Source organism: Alphaproteobacteria bacterium (assembly GCA_016124955.1).
GTDB lineage: Bacteria > Pseudomonadota > Alphaproteobacteria > UBA9219 > RFNS01 > RI-461.
Map to the genome: position 1 here is coordinate 108,220 of WGMR01000002.1, position 19,696 is coordinate 127,915.

General features: G+C 60.5%; 23 protein-coding genes and 1 tRNA gene. 16 read left to right on the top strand and 8 right to left on the bottom strand.

What is annotated here, in order from left to right; genetic code table 11:
- The first annotated feature begins 3 nt into the window (after positions 1–3).
- Positions 4–1,011: a tryptophan--tRNA ligase gene (gene trpS, locus GC131_00700; protein ID MBI1272592.1), complete on the top strand. Its 1,008-nt coding sequence runs from the start codon at positions 4–6 to the stop codon at positions 1,009–1,011.
- Position 1,012: 1 nt separating this feature from the next.
- On the opposite strand, the gene pgeF is transcribed toward trpS, so the two are convergent.
- From pgeF to GC131_00715, 3 genes are read right to left on the bottom strand one after another with little or no spacing between them, the layout of a single operon-like run.
- Positions 1,013–1,792, bottom strand: coding sequence for a peptidoglycan editing factor PgeF (gene pgeF, locus GC131_00705; protein ID MBI1272593.1), 780 nt, complete (start codon positions 1,790–1,792; stop codon positions 1,013–1,015).
- A complete protein-coding gene (locus GC131_00710; GenBank protein ID MBI1272594.1) occupies positions 1,789–2,868 on the bottom strand; it encodes a class I SAM-dependent methyltransferase in 1,080 nt (359 codons plus the stop codon). Before GC131_00710 ends, pgeF begins: the two co-directional genes overlap by 4 nt.
- Before the next feature lie 2 nt (positions 2,869–2,870).
- Positions 2,871–3,683 (bottom strand): prolipoprotein diacylglyceryl transferase, encoded by an 813-nt coding sequence (locus GC131_00715; protein ID MBI1272595.1) that lies wholly within the window; start codon positions 3,681–3,683, stop codon positions 2,871–2,873.
- Positions 3,684–3,765: 82 nt separating this feature from the next.
- Here GC131_00715 and GC131_00720 point away from each other — a divergent pair, with 82 nt between their 5' ends.
- From GC131_00720 to GC131_00750, 7 genes are all read left to right on the top strand, one after another.
- Positions 3,766–4,095 (top strand): hypothetical protein, encoded by a 330-nt coding sequence (locus tag GC131_00720; protein MBI1272596.1) that lies wholly within the window; start codon positions 3,766–3,768, stop codon positions 4,093–4,095.
- A 206-nt stretch (positions 4,096–4,301) separates the two neighbouring features.
- Positions 4,302–4,805 carry a hypothetical protein gene (locus tag GC131_00725; GenBank protein ID MBI1272597.1) on the top strand — a complete coding sequence of 168 codons (504 nt, stop codon included), beginning with the start codon at positions 4,302–4,304 and terminating at the stop codon, positions 4,803–4,805.
- Positions 4,806–4,862: 57 nt separating this feature from the next.
- Complete coding sequence (locus GC131_00730) at positions 4,863–5,660, top strand: pyrroline-5-carboxylate reductase (GenBank protein ID MBI1272598.1); 798 nt, start codon at positions 4,863–4,865, stop codon at positions 5,658–5,660.
- Between the two features lie 4 nt (positions 5,661–5,664).
- On the top strand, positions 5,665–6,279 hold the full coding sequence (locus GC131_00735; GenBank protein ID MBI1272599.1) for a TetR family transcriptional regulator: 615 nt from the start codon (positions 5,665–5,667) through the stop codon (positions 6,277–6,279).
- A 100-nt stretch (positions 6,280–6,379) separates the two neighbouring features.
- Positions 6,380–6,850 carry a hypothetical protein gene (locus GC131_00740; GenBank protein MBI1272600.1) on the top strand — a complete coding sequence of 157 codons (471 nt, stop codon included), beginning with the start codon at positions 6,380–6,382 and terminating at the stop codon, positions 6,848–6,850.
- A 126-nt stretch (positions 6,851–6,976) separates the two neighbouring features.
- Positions 6,977–7,444 carry a phasin family protein gene (locus GC131_00745; GenBank protein MBI1272601.1) on the top strand — a complete coding sequence of 156 codons (468 nt, stop codon included), beginning with the start codon at positions 6,977–6,979 and terminating at the stop codon, positions 7,442–7,444.
- Positions 7,445–7,447: 3 nt separating this feature from the next.
- Entirely contained in the window at positions 7,448–7,783 is a 336-nt protein-coding gene (locus GC131_00750) for a tRNA-binding protein (protein MBI1272602.1), read from the top strand.
- On the opposite strand, the gene GC131_00755 is transcribed toward GC131_00750, so the two are convergent.
- On the bottom strand, positions 7,780–9,132 hold the full coding sequence (locus GC131_00755; protein MBI1272603.1) for a HAMP domain-containing protein: 1,353 nt from the start codon (positions 9,130–9,132) through the stop codon (positions 7,780–7,782). The two genes, GC131_00750 and GC131_00755, sit on opposite strands and share 4 nt — an antisense overlap.
- Positions 9,129–9,845, bottom strand: coding sequence for a response regulator (locus GC131_00760; protein ID MBI1272604.1), 717 nt, complete (start codon positions 9,843–9,845; stop codon positions 9,129–9,131). Before GC131_00760 ends, GC131_00755 begins: the two co-directional genes overlap by 4 nt.
- 111 nt (positions 9,846–9,956) lie before the next feature.
- On the opposite strand from GC131_00760, the gene GC131_00765 reads away from it, so the two are divergent.
- The 3 genes from GC131_00765 (at position 9,957) to mltG (ending at position 11,615) form a co-directional block, all read left to right on the top strand.
- A tRNA-Val gene (locus tag GC131_00765) sits at positions 9,957–10,031 on the top strand.
- Positions 10,032–10,046: 15 nt separating this feature from the next.
- Positions 10,047–10,502, top strand: coding sequence for a VOC family protein (locus tag GC131_00770; protein ID MBI1272605.1), 456 nt, complete (start codon positions 10,047–10,049; stop codon positions 10,500–10,502).
- Between the two features lie 18 nt (positions 10,503–10,520).
- A complete protein-coding gene (mltG, locus tag GC131_00775) occupies positions 10,521–11,615 on the top strand; it encodes an endolytic transglycosylase MltG (GenBank protein MBI1272606.1) in 1,095 nt (364 codons plus the stop codon).
- Here the strand turns inward: mltG and GC131_00780 are convergent, their stop codons facing one another.
- Positions 11,616–12,068 (bottom strand): DNA polymerase III subunit chi, encoded by a 453-nt coding sequence (locus GC131_00780; protein ID MBI1272607.1) that lies wholly within the window; start codon positions 12,066–12,068, stop codon positions 11,616–11,618.
- Positions 12,065–13,555, bottom strand: coding sequence for a leucyl aminopeptidase (locus GC131_00785; protein ID MBI1272608.1), 1,491 nt, complete (start codon positions 13,553–13,555; stop codon positions 12,065–12,067). The genes GC131_00780 and GC131_00785 overlap by 4 nt, the downstream gene beginning before the upstream one ends.
- Before the next feature lie 129 nt (positions 13,556–13,684).
- Between GC131_00785 and lptF the strand changes: the two genes are divergently transcribed.
- The 5 genes from lptF to rsmA are packed head-to-tail and all read left to right on the top strand — an operon-like array spanning position 13,685 to position 19,040.
- On the top strand, positions 13,685–14,809 hold the full coding sequence (gene lptF, locus GC131_00790; protein MBI1272609.1) for an LPS export ABC transporter permease LptF: 1,125 nt from the start codon (positions 13,685–13,687) through the stop codon (positions 14,807–14,809).
- Positions 14,806–15,894 carry an LptF/LptG family permease gene (locus GC131_00795; protein ID MBI1272610.1) on the top strand — a complete coding sequence of 363 codons (1,089 nt, stop codon included), beginning with the start codon at positions 14,806–14,808 and terminating at the stop codon, positions 15,892–15,894. Before lptF ends, GC131_00795 begins: the two co-directional genes overlap by 4 nt.
- Positions 15,895–15,897: 3 nt before the next feature.
- Complete coding sequence (locus tag GC131_00800; protein MBI1272611.1) at positions 15,898–17,190, top strand: hypothetical protein; 1,293 nt, start codon at positions 15,898–15,900, stop codon at positions 17,188–17,190.
- Positions 17,191–17,193: 3 nt separating this feature from the next.
- Positions 17,194–18,192 (top strand): 4-hydroxythreonine-4-phosphate dehydrogenase PdxA, encoded by a 999-nt coding sequence (gene pdxA / locus GC131_00805; protein MBI1272612.1) that lies wholly within the window; start codon positions 17,194–17,196, stop codon positions 18,190–18,192.
- A complete protein-coding gene (rsmA, locus tag GC131_00810; protein MBI1272613.1) occupies positions 18,189–19,040 on the top strand; it encodes a 16S rRNA (adenine(1518)-N(6)/adenine(1519)-N(6))-dimethyltransferase RsmA in 852 nt (283 codons plus the stop codon). The genes pdxA and rsmA overlap by 4 nt, the downstream gene beginning before the upstream one ends.
- On the opposite strand, the gene GC131_00815 is transcribed toward rsmA, so the two are convergent.
- Positions 19,015–19,665 (bottom strand): guanylate kinase, encoded by a 651-nt coding sequence (locus tag GC131_00815; GenBank protein ID MBI1272614.1) that lies wholly within the window; start codon positions 19,663–19,665, stop codon positions 19,015–19,017. The genes rsmA and GC131_00815 overlap by 26 nt on opposite strands.
- Between the last annotated feature and the right edge of the window lie 31 nt (positions 19,666–19,696).

Here is a 19,696-nt window from a genome sequence, read left to right on the forward strand (position 1 = left end):
TCCATGACACGGCGTATCCTTTCCGGCATGCAACCGACCGGCAGCCTGCACCTCGGTAATTACCTTGGCGCGCTGCGCAACTGGGTCGCGCTGCAGGCGGATTTTGAATGCTTCTATTGCGTGGTCGATCTGCACGCAATCACCACGCCGCAAGACCCCGCCGCGCTGCGCGAAGCCATCCATACCACCGCCGCCGCCTATATCGCCGCCGGGGTCGATCCGGCCAAAAGCACGCTGTTCGCGCAAAGCGCCGTGCCCGGCCATGCCGAACTGGCCTGGATTTTATCGAACCATACGCCGCTCGGCTGGCTCGACCGTATGACGCAGTTCAAGGAAAAGAAAAAACGGAACCACGATCAGGAATTGCTCGGGCTCTATTCCTACCCCGTGCTGATGGCGGCGGACATTCTGGTTTACAAAGCCACGCATGTGCCGGTGGGCGAAGACCAGAAACAGCATCTGGAACTGGCGCGCGATCTCGCGGGCGCCTTCAACCGCCAGTACGGCAACGAATACTTCCCGCTGCCGGAACCGCAGATACTGGGCGAAGCGACGCGCGTGATGTCGCTGCGCGACGGCACGAAGAAAATGAGCAAATCGGACGAAAGCGATTATTCGCGCATCACTCTCACCGACGATGCCGATGCCATCGCGCTCAAGATCAAGCGCGCCAAGACCGACCCCGAACCGCTGCCCGCCGACCTGAAAGCGCTTGAGGCACGGCCGGAGGCCGATAACCTCGTGACCATCTATGCCGCACTGGCAGGTGTTACGCGCACCGAAGCCATGGGGCAGTTTGCGGGGCAGCAATTCTCGGCCTTCAAGAACGCGCTGACCGAAACGGCGGTCGCGAAAATTGCCCCCATCACTGCACGTATGCGTGAATTGCTGGCCGACAGAGCGGAGCTTGATAAAATGCTGGCAAAGGGCGCGGAAAAAGCGGGCGCACTGGCCGAAAAACATATCGCCGAGGTTAAGGATATCGTCGGTCTGTGGAAGCCGGGCCGCTAGGCTATTGCACCAAACAAATCGCTGAAATCAGGCTGCCGGTTTTCCCCCCGCCCTGCTGCGTTGTACGGCGGTAGCTGAAGAACCGCTCCGGTTCCTTATGCGTATCGGCGGGCGAAGTGCTGACAATCACCACGCCCAGCGCCCGCAACCGGGCGATACAGAAACCCGGAAGATCGAACATATAGTGGCCCGAGCGAAACGCGGGGCGGAAGAATTTTTCATTTTCTTCACCAAGCGCCATGAAGGGCGCGGGGAATTCCGGGCCCACTTCATAGCTATTCTGCCATATACAGGGGCCGATGGCGCCGACGATGCGCCCCGGCCGCGCGCCAAGCGCGCCCATGGCTTCCACCGTGTTTTCGATCACCCCCGCCACCGCGCCGCGCCAGCCGGCATGCGCCGCGCCGATCACGCCCGCGCCGCTATCGGCCAGCAAAACCGGCACGCAATCCGCCGTAAGGATACCGAGCGCGATGCCCGGTTGCGCCGTTACCATAGCGTCCGCTTCCGGCCGTTCCGCCGGGGCCCATGGTTTTTCGACCGCCACGACCATGGGCGAATGAATCTGGTAGCAGCTAAGAAGCTTTGCGGGCTCAACCCCGAGCGTCGTGGCCACGCGGCGGCGATTTTCTTCCACGCGCGTAACATCATCGCCGCTTTTCCAGCCATTGTTGAGCGAAGCGTAAACCCCTTCGCTCACGCCGCCTTCGCGCGTGAAGAACCCGTGGCGGATATTTTCCAGTGCGGCAAAATCGGGCGAACGGAGCGGCTGCAAGGTCATGAGATCGGATCGAACCCCGGCAAATGCGGCATGGCGGCATCGGCGATGCCCAGAACCTTGAAAAGCACGCCCATCTGCGACGGGCTCACAAGCCGGTGCAGCGCGACCTCTATCTCCTCGCGCTGCTCGTTACTGGCCTGCACCCAAAGCTGCTTGGCGCGCACTTCCACGCCCAATTGGTGCAGGAACATGCCCTGGCTGACCATGCCGCGCACCTGCGCCCCGCCGGCATCGACCGCGCGGCGCAACGCGGCGAAATCCACATGCGCGGTCAGGTCGGCATCGCCCAGCCGCTCGAACGGCGAAATTACCTCGTGATTGGCCTGCGCCTGAAAGGTGTTGCGGCCAGGCGGCTCGCTGTAGCCGTAATCGACGAACAGCCCTGCGCCGCGATGCGTGGCGATATGGTGCGAAAGCTTGCGCAAAACATCCTGGGCAACGGGATTGATCTCGATCACCGTGCCGAGCTTGGTGATCTTGCGGCCCTGAAGCAGCAGCGTGGTCGCCTCGTCCGGCTGCATCAACGCAAAGCAAAGCTCGCCGCCCTCATATGCGATCACGCGTTCGGACCAGCCTTCATCCGTCAGCTCGAATTGGCGGATCGGCAGACTATCAAAGAATTCATTGGCCATCACGCAAAGCGGCAGTGCGGGAATTTCTTCAAGGTCATCGATCCAGCGCGGGTTGTAGCCACCTAGCTTCTCGGTCTGCATCGCGCGCAGCGTTTCGTTGCTATCGAGCAGGAAAAGCTGCATCGCAGCGGCAAAGCCCGGCATACGCGAAGCGGCGCGCAACATGTCTTCCATCATCGTGCCGCGCCCCGGGCCAAGCTCAAGCAGCACGAACGGATCCGGTCGTCCGCACTTTTCCCATGCATTGGCGAACCACAGGCCTATCAGCTCCCCGAACATCTGGCTGATTTCCGGCGCGGTGATGAAATCGCCCCGCTTCCCGATCGGATCGTGCTTGCGGTAATACCCGTATTCAGGATGCTGGAGCACCAGCTCCATGAATTGTGCGATGGTGATATAGCCCTGCGCCGCGATCATGCGCTTGATGATGGGTGCCAGCGCCATTCCTATGCACCCCGGATTTTCCGCGCCGCCTTGCCGCGCGCATAAAGCACAAGCCCTGCCCCGACCACCAGCATCGGCATGCACAGATATTGCCCCATGGTCAGCCCGCCCGCCAGATAGCCCAACTGCACATCGGGTTCGCGGAAGAATTCGACCGAAAAGCGGAACAGCCCGTAGCCGGCAAGGAAAACGCCGCTCAGCGTGCCCGGCCGTTGCCGCACCGCCGGCATGCGCGCAAGAAAGAAAAGAATTGTGAAAAGCAGAACGCCTTCAAGCGCGGCTTCATAAAACTGGCTCGGATGCCTCGGCATATCCCCGCCGCGCGGAAACACAACGCCCCACGGCACATCCGTCACGCGGCCGAACAGCTCGGCATTCACGAAATTGGCAATGCGGCCGAAGAAAAGCCCGATCGGCACCGCGCAGCAGATCAGATCGCCGAACGCAAGGATAGAAAATTTCCGGATACAAGAGAAAATGATGATAGCGGCGATCACGCCCGCCGCGCCGCCATGAAACGACATGCCGCCATGCCATACCTGCAGGATATCAAGCGGGTTCTGCAAAAAATAATCGAATTGGTAAAAAAGCACATAGCCCGCGCGCCCGCCGATGATAACACCGAGCACGGCCCAAACGAGGAAATCATCGTAATCTTGCGGGCCGGGCGGCGCCTTGTTCTTTGCCGCCAGCGCCATGCAATAGCGCCAGCCCAGCAAGAACCCGGCCAGATAGGCCAGTGCATACCAGCGGATCACAATCGGGCCCGCTTCGAAGGCAACGGGGTCTAGTGGCGGAAAAAGAATGGCGAGCATTTGCAAACTTCATGGGCCAAGGTTAAAAACTGATTCCCTAGTCATACGTCATTCCCGCCCATGCGGAAACGAGGAAAAAACCATGCCCAAGCGCGAAATAATCGAAGATATCGGCCAGCTTCTGGCCGGGCTTTTGCAGCGGGATGGGCTGCGCGCCGGTTTGCGCGCAAAAGCGAAGGGCCGTGCCGAACTTCTTGCCAAGCGGCTCGATCTTGTAACGCAGGCGGAATACGCGCCCTTGCGCGCAATGATAGCGGCGGCGCGCACGCGGCAGGAAGAAATTGCGACGCGGCTGGCGCGCGTCGAAAAGCATCTTGGTATCGCTGTCAAGCCCAAGGTTAACAAAAGTAAAGAATCCACAAGCGTTAAAATTCGTAAAAGCAAAAAAACTGCACGCAAACGCCGCGCCTGACGCGGACGATGACTCTGATTTGACTCATAATTTTGAGTCTTTTGAATCACTTATTCATCGCAGCATGAGTCACTTGGCGGTTACGCATAGTGTGACTCAAACAACACGTACTCGTTGCCATAGAGTTTTCTTGAATCGCAATGTCTTGCTTGGGGACTCCTGCGCTGATACTTGAGATAGGGTGTGTTCAAACAAGGGTCATGCAAATGTCGCTGCTCACAACGACCGAAGCCGCAACCTTCCATAATCCGCTCGACGTGATCGAAGAAATCGTGGTCGCCAACGAATGGCTGTTCGAGCGTTCAGGCGATGACGAGATGGTCGTCGAACTCGCGGGCCGCTGGTGCCATTACCGCATGTTCTTTGTGTGGCAGCGGGAAATCTCGGCGCTGCAGTTTTCGTGCCAATTCGATCTCAAGGTGCCGACCAACAAGCGCACCGGCGTCAACGATCTTCTGGCCGCCATGAACACCAAGCTCTGGCTCGGCCATTTCGAGCTGTGCCCGGAAGACGCCAGCCCCATGTTCCGCCACACGCTGCTGTTCCGCGGCGCCAAAAGCTCGAGCGTGGAAATGCTGGAAGACCTTGTTGAAATCGCGCTCACGGAAAGCGAACGCTTCTACCCCGCGTTCCAGTTCGTGATCTGGGGCGGCAAGGATTCGGGCCAGGCGCTCACGGCCGCGATGATCGACACCGCCGGCCAGGCCTAAGAAAAAACCCATAAATTGCCCTTCGCGCAAAGCCGCCAATCCGGCTATCATGCGGGCATGAGCAAACTCCTCCTTGCCGGATGCGGCACCATGGGCGGCGCGCTGTTGAATGGCTGGCTGAAGGCCGGGCTTTCACGCGAAATCGTCGTCATAGAACCCAACAGGGGCGCGCTGGCCGATCATGCCGCCGTCAACTGGCTGGCGGATGCCGCACAAATCCCCGCCGGTTTCACGCCCGATGCCGTTGTGCTTGCTGTAAAACCACAAGTGATGGACAGCGTGCTTGCGGCCTATACGAGCCTTGCGGGCAAAAGCCTGTTCCTTTCCATCGCTGCGGGGCGGACGCTGGCTTCCTATACGAAAATTCTGGGCAAAAACGCCGCCATCGTGCGGGCGATGCCCAACCTGCCCGCCAGCATCGGCATGGGCGCCAGCGCAGGGCTCGCGAACACGCAAACCAGCCCGGCACAGCGCGCGCTGGCGGAAAAGATCCTCGGCGTTGTGGGGGATTTCGCCTGGGTCGAGGATGAATCCCTGATCGATATCGTCACCGCGCTTTCCGGAAGCGGCCCGGCCTATGTTTTTATGCTGGTCGAAGCGATGGCGGCGGCGGGGGAAAAGCTTGGTTTGCCGCCCGGTCTTTCCATGCGTCTCGCGCGGCAAACGGTTGTAGGGACCGGTGCGTTCCTGCAAAGCGCAAAACACAGCACGGCCGAGTTGTGCGACGACATGACCCGCATCAAGGGCACAACCGAAGCGGGCGTGAACCAGCTTATGGCCGACGAAACGTTCGCAAAACTTATATTCAAGGCGATCGAGGCCGCTTCAAAACGCAGCCGCGAGCTGGCACAATAGGAAGATGAAAAAAGCCCGTAGCAATAACCGGAATAACGGCGACGACCGGCTTTTTAAAACCGTGCTCGCGCTCGCGGCAAGGCATGGCTGGGCAGCGCTGACCATGGCACAGATCGCGCGCGCCGCAAAAACCAGTACGGCAAAACTGAAGCAGCGTTTTCCCGGGAAAGCCGATCTGCTCCGGGCCATCATTGGCCACTTCGATACCATGATGTGCAAGGGCAAGGCCGAAGGCGATACCATGCGCGACCGGCTGTTCGATATATTGATGCGTCGGTTCGAATTGATGCAGCCGCACCGCACGGGCATCACCCGTATTATGGATGAGGCACGCGAAGACCCTTCCCTGCTTTGCACCATTGCGCCCGCGCTGCGCGGAACCGTGCTTGCCGCGCTGCGGGCCGCCGGTGAAGGCGGGAACGGCACGATTAAAGGCAAGCTGGGCAGCGAGACGAAAGCGGCGGGGCTTGGCATGGTGTGTCTGTATGCCGGGTTTGCATGGCACAACGATACCAGCCGCGACCTTGCAAAAACCATGGCTGCGCTTGATCGCGGGCTCGGCTATGCCGAAGCGGGCATGAAATTCCTTGCCCGCAAAACCGCCCGAACCAGCCATTAACCAACATGCTTTCGGAGCTTTACAGCACACCTGTTTGTGCCTAGCCTTTCGTGCATATTCTATTTTCTCGTGTACATAAGCTTTCAGTTAGGGGGCGAATATGTCCGAATATTTGCAAGATCGCGGTGTCAGCCTTTTTGATCCAAGCTATGCCCTTGTCGCACAGCCGGTTGACCCGGCAATCGTCGCAAGCAGGGCGGCCAAGGCGGCGACGGGAAAAGAAATTTTGGCAACGTCCAGAATGCAAGCCTTGATGGCCATAGTTGACCGGATTGCCGCCAGTGCCAACATCACAACCGAATATATTGCCTTTGCCGAAGGCATGACTGTTCAGATTCAAAACGATAAACCGGCTGTCAGGCTCGTCGCGCAGCTTGCGGACGGCAGCCCGTTCATAACCACGCGGGTTTCTCTGCATGGCGCGCCAGAGGAAATCAGAACAGCCGTAACGAAGGCCACCCAACAAATTGCAACGACAAGAAGCCGTATGGTGGCAGAGGCGGCGGAATGGAAAAGCCGCCCGGTCGTGCCATCGGGCGATGGCTTCCGCCGCAGCGGCCCGGGCGGCTAGCCGACCGCGACCGGGCAAGGCTGCATACGCCCGCCCAGCCGCAATTCTTAAAATCTGGGTGACAAGAAGCGTGCACATGCCTATAAATGGGACGCGCTGCTCCTCCCTATGGAAAGGCCCTCCCAGATGGCAAAAACCACCAAGAACCCGTTTTTCGAAACCGACTTCAGCAAATTCATGGACGTCAGCAAGATGATGTCCGACTTCAAGATGCCCGATATGGGCTTTGAGGCCGTGATGGCCGCGCAACGCAAGAATGTCGAAGCGCTTGCCGCCGCCAACCAGCTGGCGTTCGAAGGCTTTCAGGCGCTCGCACGCCGCCAAAGCGAGATGGTGCGCGAAACCGTGCAAGAAACATCCTCGCTTATGAACGACGCCATGGGCAGCGGCGCGCCCGAAGACAAAATGACGCGGCAGGCCGATCTCGCGAAGCAGACGCTGGAAAAATCGCTCAACAACATCAAGGAACTTTCGGAGCTTCTCGCCAAGGCGAACTACGAAGCGGTCGAAGTTCTCAGCAACCGCATGCGCGAAGGCCTTGAAGAAATGCGCGGCCTCGTCGATGAAGCGCAGAAGGCTCAGACAAAAGAATAAGCCGTGACCATCGCGTGGCAGGATTTCGAGCGCGTCGATATCCGCGTCGGCACCATCGTGAAGGCGGAGCCCTTCCCCGAAGCGCGCAAGCCTGCCTATAAGCTGGTTATCGATTTCGGGCCGGAAATCGGCACCCGGCGCAGCTCAGCCCAGATCACCAGGCATTACACGCCTGAAAGCCTTACGGGACGCCAGGTTTGCGCCGTGGTGAACTTTCCGCCCAAGCAGATCGGGCCCTTTATGTCGGAATGCCTGACGCTCGGGATGCCGGACGAAAACGGTGAGGTCGTGCTGATCGCGCCGACACAAAACGTCCCGAATGGCGGAAAACTGTTCTAAACCGGCAACCTTACATGCGCGCGCAGACCGCCGAGCGCGCTGTCTTCCAGCAACACATCGCCGCCGTGAAAACGCGCAATGTCACGCGCGATCGTAAGCCCGAGCCCGACGCTGCCCGCCGTAGTGTTGCGCGATTCATCAAGCCGCACGAACGGCCGGAACACCTCTTCCCGCTGTTCGGGCGCCACGCCGGGGCCATCATCATCAATGTAGATATCGATCACGTTCGTGCGCACACCGACAGTGATAACAACCTGTTTCGCGTGATGCGCGGCGTTGTTCACGAGATTGCCGATGCAGCGCTTCATCGCCTGCCGCCGCATGGACAGCGTGACCGGCTGCGGCATTTCCAGCGATACATCGGGGTTGTAACGGCGGGCGGCGGCCACAATTTCATTCAGCAGTTTCTCCACATCGACCTGCGTAACCTGCTCGGCTTCCTCGCCGCGGGCAAAAGCGAGATAGGCCTCGACCATCGCTTCCATCTCGGCGATATCGGCGCGCAGTTCGGCCAATTCGGGAGAATCCCGCATCAATTCCAGTTGCAGTTTCATGCGCGTTAATGGCGTGCGCAGATCGTGCGAAACGCCGGAAAGCATGGCGGTGCGCTGCGTGATCTGGCGACGCAGACGGTCGCGCATCATCAGCAAAGCGGCGGAAGCCTGCCGCACCTCGATCGCGCCTTCGGGCTTGAAATAGGGCACATCGCGGCCCTTGCCGAATTCCTCCGCCGCGTCGGCCAGCCGCCTGATCGGCCGGATCTGGTTGCGCATAAACACAAGCGCAATGATGGAAAGCAGGATGGAGGAACCGATCATCCAGCTGATAAAAACCGCGGTCGTCGGCGTATAGACGCGCCGCTCGGGCGAAAGCACAACCAAAAGCCCGCTCGGCATGCCTATACGCATGGCGATGGTTTCGGGTGCCGCGTTCATATCGATCGTAAACCCATAGCTGATGCGGTCATGCAGCGCGACCGCGAGCATATCCTTGATCGCCTGCTGGCCGCTATTTCGTTCGGGCGGCAACGGTTCGCCCGGCTTGAAGACGACCGAAAGGTCCATCTTATCCTGCGCCAGCCGCACCAGCCTATCCATCTGCGCCTGCCCCGGCTTGTCTTCGATCATATCGACAAGCAAGCCGACATCGCCCGCCACCGCATAGGTCAGACGGTGGGTCATGGTTTGCCAGTGGCGGTCGAAAAAGACGTAAGTGGCGGCCACTTGCGAAAGGATCACGGGCGTGACGATGATCATCAGCGTCCGCCCGAACAGCGTACGCGGCAGGAAGCGCTTGATCAGCCGCACGAAAAGCGGCTTCTGGATATAGGTGCCGCGCGGTTCGTTCATGCGTTATTGTCCGGTACAAGCATATACCCTTCGCCGCGCACCGTGATCAGGTAGCGCGGATTTTTCGGGTCGTTTTCGATCTTGCGGCGCAGGCGCGTGACCTGCACGTCGATGGTGCGATCGTTCACCGTGATCTTGCCGCGCTCGGCCAATTGCTCGCGGCTCACAACTTCGCCCGGCACGGCGGCAAGCACGCGCAGCAAGCGGCCCTCCATATCGGTAAGGCCGATTTGCTCCTTGCCCGCACGCAACTCGTCCCGCGCGATATCGAACAGCCATTTACCCAAGCGCACTTCCGCCTGCGTTTGCTGGGGCTTTTGCACGCGGCGCAAAATGGCATTGATGCGAAGTAACAGCTCGCGCGGCTCGAACGGCTTGGGCAGGTAATCGTCCGCCCCCACTTCAAGCCCGGCAATACGGTCGCCCGCTTCCCCCCGCGCGGTCAGCAGCAGCACGGGTAATTTCTGCGCAATATCGCTTTCGGGCGCGCGCAGGCTTTTTGTAAGATCGAGCCCGCTTTCGCCCGGCATCATGATATCGAGCACAATAAGATCGAACCCGAAGTGATGCAGCTTGTGCCGCGCATCCTTGGCGTTGTTGGCGGTGGTGACCAGAAAGCCCTGGTCTGCAAGATAGCGCCGCAATAATTCGCGCAAACGGTCATCGTCATCGACGACCAGAATGTGCGGTTTTTCTGCATGGTTTTCGGGCATTTACGTCACATCTCCCTGCGGCGCAAACCTAGCAGATAAATATGTGGCGCGAAAAGGCTTGACGGAACGGGGCCGCTTTCTGCTAAATGGCCGCCCTATCGGCCAGGATACGGGTGTTTAGCTCAGCGGGAGAGCACTACCTTCACACGGTAGGGGTCGTAGGTTCAATCCCTACAACACCCACCATCCACCGGCACGCATATGACGAAAAAACACCTTACAACCGCCCTGACGCCCGAACTGTATTGCAGCGATTTCGGCGCCAGCCTAGCATTCTATACGCAGGTTCTTGGCTTCACGGTCCAGTACAAGCGCGACGAGCACGGCTTCGCCATGCTGGAGCGGCAAGGTGCGCGCATCATGATCGAGCAACTCGCACAAGGCGAAAGGACATGGCTGACCGGCCCGCTTGAACAGCCTTACGGGCGCGGCATGAATTTCCAGATCGAAACAGACAGGATTGATGAACTTTTTGCCCATGCCCGGAAATGCAGCGCGGCTATTTTCCTTCCGATCGAGGAACGATGGTATCGCCGTGACGATACATACCTCGGCAACAGGCAATTCCTTGTACAGGATCCGGACGGCTATCTGCTGCGTTTCTTCGAAGATTTAGGCGAACGCGCCGAACCGCCGGGCCTTGGCGAGGCGAAATAACGCGGCTAGCATAGCCGTGTGACCGACGAATCTGCAGATAACGCCGAACCGGCCGCGCCGCAGCCGGAAAGCGCGCACCCCGCCGCCGCAACGCAAAGCGATGCGCCGCCGCCGCGCCGTGCCGGTTTTGGCCGGCGGCTCGGGCGCATGATCGGCGGGCTTTTTATTGTCGGCATCATCGTCATCCCCGTTCTGTTCGCCACGCTCATTTTTGCCCCCGGCCCGCTGGAAAGCGAAAAGACCGTGGTGATCGAACGCGGTTCAAGCACAGGCAGCATCGGCGTACAGCTCGCGAATGCAGGCGTGATCGACCAACCTATGTTGTTCTATATCGCCGTGCGGCTTGCGCACCCGGGCGGGCTGCAGGCAGGGGAATATAAATTCAAGGCAAGCGCCAACCTTTCTTCCATCATCTACAAGCTGCACAAGGGCCGCACGGAAGTGCGCACGCTCACCATCCCCGAAGGCCACACGGTGGCCGAGATTATAGAACAGCTGCGTGACGAACCGACGCTCGGCGGCCTTATCACACAAACGCCGCCGGAAGGTTCGCTGTTGCCTGAAACATACCGCTATGCCTATGGCGACGGGCGCAACGAATTCATGCAGCGCATGCGCGACCACATGGAAAAAACGCTGGCCGAGCTTTGGCGCATGCGCGACCCGGCGACACCGCTTAAATCGCCCGAAGAGGCGCTGATCATGGCCTCGATCGTCGAAAAGGAAACCGGCGTGGCCCCTGAACGCGCGCGCGTGGCCGGCGTGTTCATAAACCGGCTGAAGCGCGGCATGCCGCTGCAATCGGACCCGACCGTGATTTACGCGCTGACACGGGGCCAAAAGCCGCTCGATCGCGGCCTGACGCGCGCCGATCTCGCTTTCGCCTCTCCCTACAATACCTACGTAACGCCAGGCCTGCCGCCCGGCCCCATCGCCAACCCCGGCCGGGCCGCATTGGAAGCGACGCTGCGCCCGGAACGGCACAACTATCTCTATTTCGTGGCGGACGGCAGCGGCGGGCACGCCTTTTCGGAAACGCTGGGCGGACACAACGATAATGTAGCGAACTGGCGCAAGATCAGCGCCGCGGCGCGCAAAAAGGCGAAGCCGTAATCAGGCTGCCGCTTGCTTGGCCCAGCCGTTATCGCCTTGCTGCCAGTAACTGAGCGTGAAGCCCTTTTCCTTGCATTCCTGCCAGCGCTGGCGCGCGGCGGCGACCGCCTCTTCGTTTTCGCCGTCAAAGATATCGCATACGCGCTCGTAATCGCCTTGCTGCTGCGAAACCGCGCCATCGGTCAGGAACAGAACCTGCGCACCGTTCGGCCTTTCATCGCTTTCCGTCAACCAAATGGGCTGCAGCGCCGCTTCGCCGTCCCTGGCGCTGCCGTGCGGCAAAAAACTGTCGCGACCGGAAACCCACAAATGCCTGTTTAGCGATTCAACCCGTTCCGGGGAAGACGCCATCACAACCGCCTTCCAGCCGCGTTCGCGCGTTTTTTCCAGCAAGGCGGGCAGAACCTCTTCAACGTTGTTGCGCGTCAGATGATAGAAATGCACCTCGGTCATTTTTCGGCCCGCGCCGCCACGAATTCGTGCAACAGACGCACCCCGTAGGCCGAAGCCCCCTTGGCCGCCGTGGGCCGCGCCGCCTTGAGCCATGCCATACCCGCGATATCGAGATGCGCCCAATTGACACTCTTTTTGATAAAGCGCTGAATGAATTGTGCGGCGACGATGCTGCCCGCCTTGCCCGCCCCGATATTTTGCATATCGGCCGCGTCGCAATTCAGATCACGGTCATAGGCATCGCCAAGCGGAAGCCGCCACAGCTTTTCATCCACCGCCTTGCCCGCCTTCGTCAAATCTTCCGACAAGGCATCGTCATTGCTGAACAGGCCGGCATATTCGTCGCCGAAAGTCACGAGGATCGCACCCGTAAGCGTCGCCAGATCAACAATTGTATGTGCCTTATGGTGCACCTGCGCGTACCAGACGGCATCCGCAAGCACCAGCCTGCCTTCCGCGTCCGTATTCAGAACCTCGATCGTCTGGCCCGACATCGATTTCACGATATCCCCTGGGCGCTGCGCGTTGCCGTCCGGCATATTTTCGACCAGGCCGACAATGCCGACCACGTTCGCTTTCACCTTGTTGGCGGCAATCGCCTTCATCGCGCCGATCACGGCGCCCGCACCGGCCATATCCCACTTCATATCGCCCATGCCCGGCGGGGGCTTAAGCGAAATGCCGCCGGTATCGAAGGTTACGCCCTTGCCCACAAGCGCCAGCGGCTGCTTGTTTTTGGCGCGCGGCGCGCCTTCCCAGACCATGCTGACGAGCCGCGGCGGGCGCACGCTGCCCTGCGCGACGCCCAGCAACGCCCCCATACCAAGCTTTGCCATCTGCTTTTCATTGAGCACTTCCACCTTCACGCCGAATTCCTTCAGCGTCCGGCATACGGCCGCCATACTTTCGGGGTATATGACGTTGGCGGGTTCGGAAACCAGATCGCGGGTCGTGAACACGCCTTCCGCGATGCGCCCGAGCGCGGCATAGGACGCGCGCGCAGATGCCTGCGCCGCCGCCGCGACCGCCAGCGATTTCAGCGCGGGCTTCGCTTTGTCTTTCGTCAAATACTTGTCAAAACGATAGGAACGCAATTGCGCGCCGAAGGCGGCGTGCGCCGCCGCTTCGCCCGCCGCCAGCTTCATACCCTTATGATCATCCACCGCAAGCGTCGCGGCGCTTTCCTTGCCGTTCAGCGCGGCGACCGCGCCGCCGCCAGCATTCTGCAGCGTAACCAGGCAAGCGTCTTCCGGCTTGCCGATGCCGACAAGCACGAGGCGCGCAAGCCGGGTTTTCGCGGGCGCGAGCAGCACAAGCGCCTGCCCCTTCTTGCCTTCAAACTTACCGCCCCTCATCGCACGCGTAATGGCTCCGCCGGTTTTCTTATCGAGTTTCACGCCAAGCGGCCCCAGTTTGCCCCCGGCAGCAACAGTGAGCGCGGCGGCGCCCGTGGCGGGGATGGTGTGGCGTAAAAACGTGATTTTCATGGCGCTTCCCGGCTGAAATGTTACGATTCTGTATATAATATTGGGTTTCGGGCGATTGTCATAGCCGCTTTTGCCTGCGCAGAATCTGGGCTATTTTAGCCCGGCCCTAACCATCAGCCTCCGGACAGCATGCACCGCATCGATCACTACATGATCCGTCAATTGGCGATTGCCAGCATTTTTATCACGCTGGCGGCGACCGTTGTGCTTTTGTTCGCGATGTCGTTCCGGTTGCTATCGCTTGTCATCGAAAGCGCCGCCACGCTTGGCATATTCATGAACCTGATGGCGCTGACGATACCAACCTTCCTTTCGCTCGTGCTCCCCATCGCGGTGGCGATTGCAACCGTGTTCGTTTATCACAAACTTTCAGTCGATTCCGAAATCGTGGTCATGCGCGCGGCCGGCATCAGCCCGCTACGGCTGGCGGCGCCCGCGCTGATTGTTGGCGGCGGCGTGACCGTGCTTTGCTTCATTGTCACGCTCGCACTCTCCCCCTGGGCCAACAGCGAGCTTGTCAAATTGCAGTACGAAGTACGGAACAATTATTCCGTGCTGCTGATCCGCGCCGGCACCTTTAACGATATTGCGCCGGGGCTGACCTTCTACACCCGCGGGCGCGACAAGGATGGCAGGCTTGAAGGCATTTTGATCCATGATACGCGCAAGGACGATGTTACCGTGACAATCATGGCCAAGAACGGCACCATCGTCAGCGAAGACGGCAAGGAACCCAAGATCGTGGTGTTCGACGGCGTGCGGCAGGAATTCAACCGCGCCGACAACACGCTCAACCAGCTCGATTTCCAGAATTACACCTTCGATCTTCGCCTGCTCGCAAGCGGGAGCTACAGCCGCGTGCCCGATCCGCGCGAAATACCTGTGCACGGACTGATCGAACAGTATCACGAATATAAAAACCTCGATTACGCCTATAGCCGCCGCTTTTTGGCCGAGATATTCCAGCGTTTCGCCACGCCGCTGCTGGCGGTAGGCTTTGCCAGCATTTGCGCAGCGTTGATGCTGGGCGGCGAATTTAACAGGCGCGGCATGGGCAAACGGCTGGTTTCGGCCGGGCTGGCCATTACGCTGATGCAGGGCGTCAGCCTCTGGATCACCAACCTCGTGACCAAGGAACTGGCGCTCGCACCCACGCTGTATTGCACAACCCTTTTGCCGCTGCTGATCGGGCTGTGGCTTTTGACGCGCGTGCCGGTGTACACGCAGCCGTCCGGCGCGGAGGCACGGGCATGAACCAGAGCTGGATCATCTTCCGCTATATCGGGCGGCACTACGTTACATGGTTGCTGATCTTCCTGTTCGGCCTTGCGGGGATTATCTGGCTGTTCGAAACCGCCGAGCTGCTGCGCCGCGCCGCCAGCAAGGACACAGGCATCAGCATTGTGCTGCTGATGGGGCTTTTCAAACTGCCGGAGACGATCGACCGCGCCCTGCCCTTCGTTATATTGTTCGCGGCGCTTTTCACCTTCTGGCGCATGACGCGCAGCCAGGAACTTATCATCGTGCGCGCAGCAGGCGTTTCGGTCTGGCAATTCCTGATGCCGGTGCTGACGGCAACTATTTTGTTTTCCGTGGTCAATGTCGCCGTTATCAACCCGATCGGCGCGCGCATGGTCGCGCACTATTATGAAATGGAAGCCACCTATTTGCGCCACCATTCGACGCTCGAGCTGACGGGCGCGGGGCTTTGGTTGCGGCAATTCCAGGACGGCAAGGAATATTTGCTGCACACCGACAAGGTCGAGCTCGACCCGCTGCGCCTCAGCCCGCTGATGGCGATCATTTACGGACCGGACAACAAGTATGCCGGGCGCATAGACGCGCGCCGCGCCGTGCTTGAAGAAGGCCGCTGGCGGATCCACGATGCATGGCTCAACGAGCCTGGCAAGCAACCGAAGTTCATGCCGGAAATGCAGATCACGACCGACATGACTTACGAAAAAATCCAGGAAAGCATGGCTTCGCCCCGTACCGTTTCATTCTGGGAACTGCCGCAATTCATCGTCGCGCTGCAATCGGTCGGGTTGCCGGTGTTGCGCCACAAGCTGCAGCTGCACGCGCTGCTGGCGCAGCCGTGGTTTTTGTGCGCCATGGCGTTCTTTGCCGCCGCTTTCGCGCTGCGGCTGAACCGGCAGGGCGGTATTTTATTCATGGTTTCCGCCGGCGTAGTGGTGGGAATTCTCGCCTTCACGCTCAACAATGTGCTGGTGGCGCTGGGCACCACACAGATCATCCCCGTCTTGCTTTCTGCATGGGCTGCGCCCATCATGTGCATCATTCTGGGCATCGCCGCGCTTTTGTATCTGGAGGATGGTTAAATAATGCCGGTAAGACAGGTTTTCCGCCTTATCATGCTGCTCGCCTGCGCCCTTGGCGCCACCGCTCTGCCCGGCCGCGCGCTGGCCCAGCGCGTCGATGAATTGCCGGGCGCACAAAGCTATCTGAGCGACCGTATCGCCGCCATCGTGAACGACAGCGCCATCACCGGCAGCGATGTCGAAAACCGCTATCACCTCGCGCTCGTTTCATCCGGCATGACCGAAAGTGCCGAAGCGCGCAAACGCATCATGCCCCAGGTCATACAATCCCTGATCGACGAACAAATCCAGATGCAGGAAGCCCGGCGGCTTGATATCACCATCGGCACCGCCGATGTCGATCAGGCCCTGGAAAAAATCGCGGCCGATAACGGCATCACCACCGGCATGCGCCTGTTCCTCGCCAGTCAGGGCGTTTCACCCGCCACGCTCGAAGACCAGGTCCGCGCCAGCCTGAGCTGGGTGAAGGTCGTGCAGCGCACGTTACGCCCACGCGTCGAGATCGGCGACGACGAGGTTGATGCGGTGATCGACCGCATGCGCGCCAGTTCGGGCAAGCAGGAATACCTTGTCAGCGAAATTTTCCTGCCCAATGATAACCCGGCCGAAGAAGCGCAGGCACAGGCATTTGCCGAACAGATCAAGAAGCAGATCGATCAGGGCGCGCCCTTCGTCGCGGTGGCGCGGCAGTTTTCGCAAGGCACCGGCGCCATGAACGGCGGCGACCTTGGCTGGATCCAGCAAGGCCAGCTGCCGGGCGAGATCGATAGCGCGCTGAAGACCATGAACGAAGGTGAAATCGCGGGGCCGATCAAGACATCGAGCGGCTTCCACATCATCGCCGTGCGCAGCATACGCACCATCAATATCGGCGAGCCGGGCGAAGCCGCCGCCAGCGTCGCACAGATATCGGCGCAAGTGACCCCGCCGCAAGACCGTGCCGCCGTGATGGAACAGGCCAAGACAATTCGTACCGCGCTGGTCGGCTGCACCGATCTTGAAAAGCGGCTTTCCGGCTATTCCGGCTGGCGCTACCAGAATATGGGCCAGCACAAGCTGGACGAATTCCCCGAATGGCTGGCGGAAATCGTCAATACGCAGAAAATCGGCGAAGCGAGCGCACCCGTCCCCACCGGCGCGGGCATTACGATGTTTTATGTTTGCAACCGCGCAGTGCCCGACAGCGTCGATCGCGATGCGATTGCCAACGCCATCGGCCTCGAGCGGCTTGAAAACCTGGCGCGCCGCAAGCTGCGTGACCTGAAGCGCGCCGCCTATATTGATATCCGCACCTAGGCCATGAAAAGGCCGCTTGCCGTCACCATGGGCGAACCCGCCGGGGTCGGCGGGGAAGTTATGCTCGCCGCCTTCGCGGCGCGGGCGCAGCACAAACTTCCGCCCTTTGTGGCATTCGACGACCCCGAACGGCTGCGCACGCTGGCCGGCCAATTGGGTATCGAAGCCGAAATCGCTGAAATACGGGCGCCGGGCGAGGCAGCCGCGCTGCCCCGCGGCCCGCTGCCGGTCGTGCCCGTCAAGCTGGCCACGCGCTGCCAGCCGGGCAAGCTCGATGCCGCCAATGCCCCCGCCGTGATCGAAAGCATCAAGCGCGCGGTCGAAGCCGTGCAGCGGGGCGATTGCGCAGGCGTCGTTACCGCGCCGATCCAGAAAAGCACGCTGCAGCAGGCGGGGTTCAAGCACCCCGGGCATACCGAATTTCTTGCCGAACTTGCGGGCATAAAAACGCCGCCCGTTATGCTGCTGGCGGCGCAAGGGCTGCGCGTCGTCCCCGTGACGGTACATGTGCCGCTGCGCACGGTGGCCGAAGCGCTGACAACGGAAAAAATCGTTGCCATCGCCGCCATAACGGCGGAAGACCTGCACCGCAAGCTCGGTATCGCCTCGCCCCGGCTCGCGGTGGCAGGGCTCAACCCGCATGCGGGCGAAGACGGAAAAATCGGCGACGAAGAACAGAAGATTATCGCCCCGGCCATCGCCGCGCTGCGGGCACGCGGCATCGCCGCCAGCGGCCCGCACCCGCCCGATACCATGTTCCATGCCGAAGCGCGCAAGGATTACGATTGCGCCATCTGCATGTACCACGATCAGGCGCTGATCCCGCTCAAAACGCTGGATTTCTGGGGCGGCGTCAATGTCACGCTCGGGCTGCCCTTCATCCGCACCTCGCCCGACCACGGCACGGCACTCGGCATCGCCGGGCGCGGCACAGCAAACGCGGAAAGTTTCATCAACGCCCTGTTGATGGCGCGCGACATGGCGTCAAGGATTGCCCCATGAACGCTGCGCCGGGCTGGCTCGATAGGTTGCCGCCGTTGCGCGATGTGATCGCCGCCTACGATCTGCGCGCCGCCAAGGCGCTGGGGCAGCATTTCTTGCTCGATCTCAATCTCACGAACCGCATCGTGCGGGCTGCGGGCGATTTGCGCGGCTGCACGGTGTTCGAAATCGGCCCCGGCCCCGGCGGGCTGACACGCGCGCTGCTTGCCGGCGAAGCGGAAAGGATTATCGCGATCGAACGCGACGCGCGCTGCGTGCGCGCGCTGGCCGATCTCGTGGAGCGCGGCGAAGGGCGGTTAAAAATTATCGAAGGCGATGCGCTGCGCACCGCGCTGGCGGATCTTGCGCCCGCGCCGCGCGCCATTGTCGCCAACCTGCCCTATAACGTGGGCACCGAGCTGCTGATCGGATGGCTAAAGCAGATCGAGAATTTCCGCTCCATGACGCTGATGTTCCAGGCGGAAGTCGCAAGCCGCATCCTCGCCAAGCCGGGCAGCAAGGATTACGGCCGCCTTTCGGTAATCAGCCAGTTTTGCTGCGACGTGACGCGGGCGCTGAATATTCCCGCGCGCGCCTTTACCCCGCCGCCCAAAATCAATTCAAGCGTCGTGCATTTCACGCCCCGCGCAAACAGGCCGCAGGATGTGCCGCTTGCAAGGCTTGAAGCCGTGACGGCCGCCGCGTTCGGCCAGCGCCGCAAGATGCTGCGCGCCAGCCTGAAGCCGCTCGGCGGCGAAGCCTTGCTGATCAAAGCCGGGATCGAACCCAGCCTGCGGGCGGAGGATTTAAGCGTCGAGCAATTCGTAAAACTGGCCCGCGAGATCAGCGCCCCTGCGACAGGCCCTTGACGAATTCCGAAAGGCCAACCTGCCGGCGACGCTTCAACCGTTCGCTCAGCAATATAGCCTGCACGGCCACGACGCTGGCGCCAAGATCGTGGTTGACGATCACGTAATCATATTCGGCCCAATGGCTCATTTCATCGGCGGCACGGCCCATGCGGCGGCTGATTTCCGCCGCATCGTCCTGCCCGCGGGCATGCAGGCGTTTTTCAAGATCGCGCCAGCTGGGCGGCAGGATAAAAACGCTGACCACATCGTCGCGCGCTTTTTCCGCCAATTGCTGCGTGCCTTGCCAATCGATATCGAACAGCACGTCGCGCCCGCCCGCCAGCGCCGCTTCGACCGGCGCTTTGGGCGTGCCGTAATAGTTGTTGAATACCTTGGCGTATTCAAGGAATTCACCCCGGTCGATCATCTTGTTGAAATCGAGCTTGTCCACGAACACATAATCCGTGCCGTTGGTCTCGCCCGGCCGTTTGGGACGGGTGGTTGTGGATATCGAAAGCGCCAGGCCATCGTCGATATCGAGCAAATGACGAGAAATGCTGGTTTTCCCGGCCCCGGAGGGCGAGGAAAGCACAAGCATTAGTCCCCGACGCTTGATTTCCTGGCTGCTGTAACGTTCCGACATGGGCGATCTAAAAACGGGCTGTGAATCGATT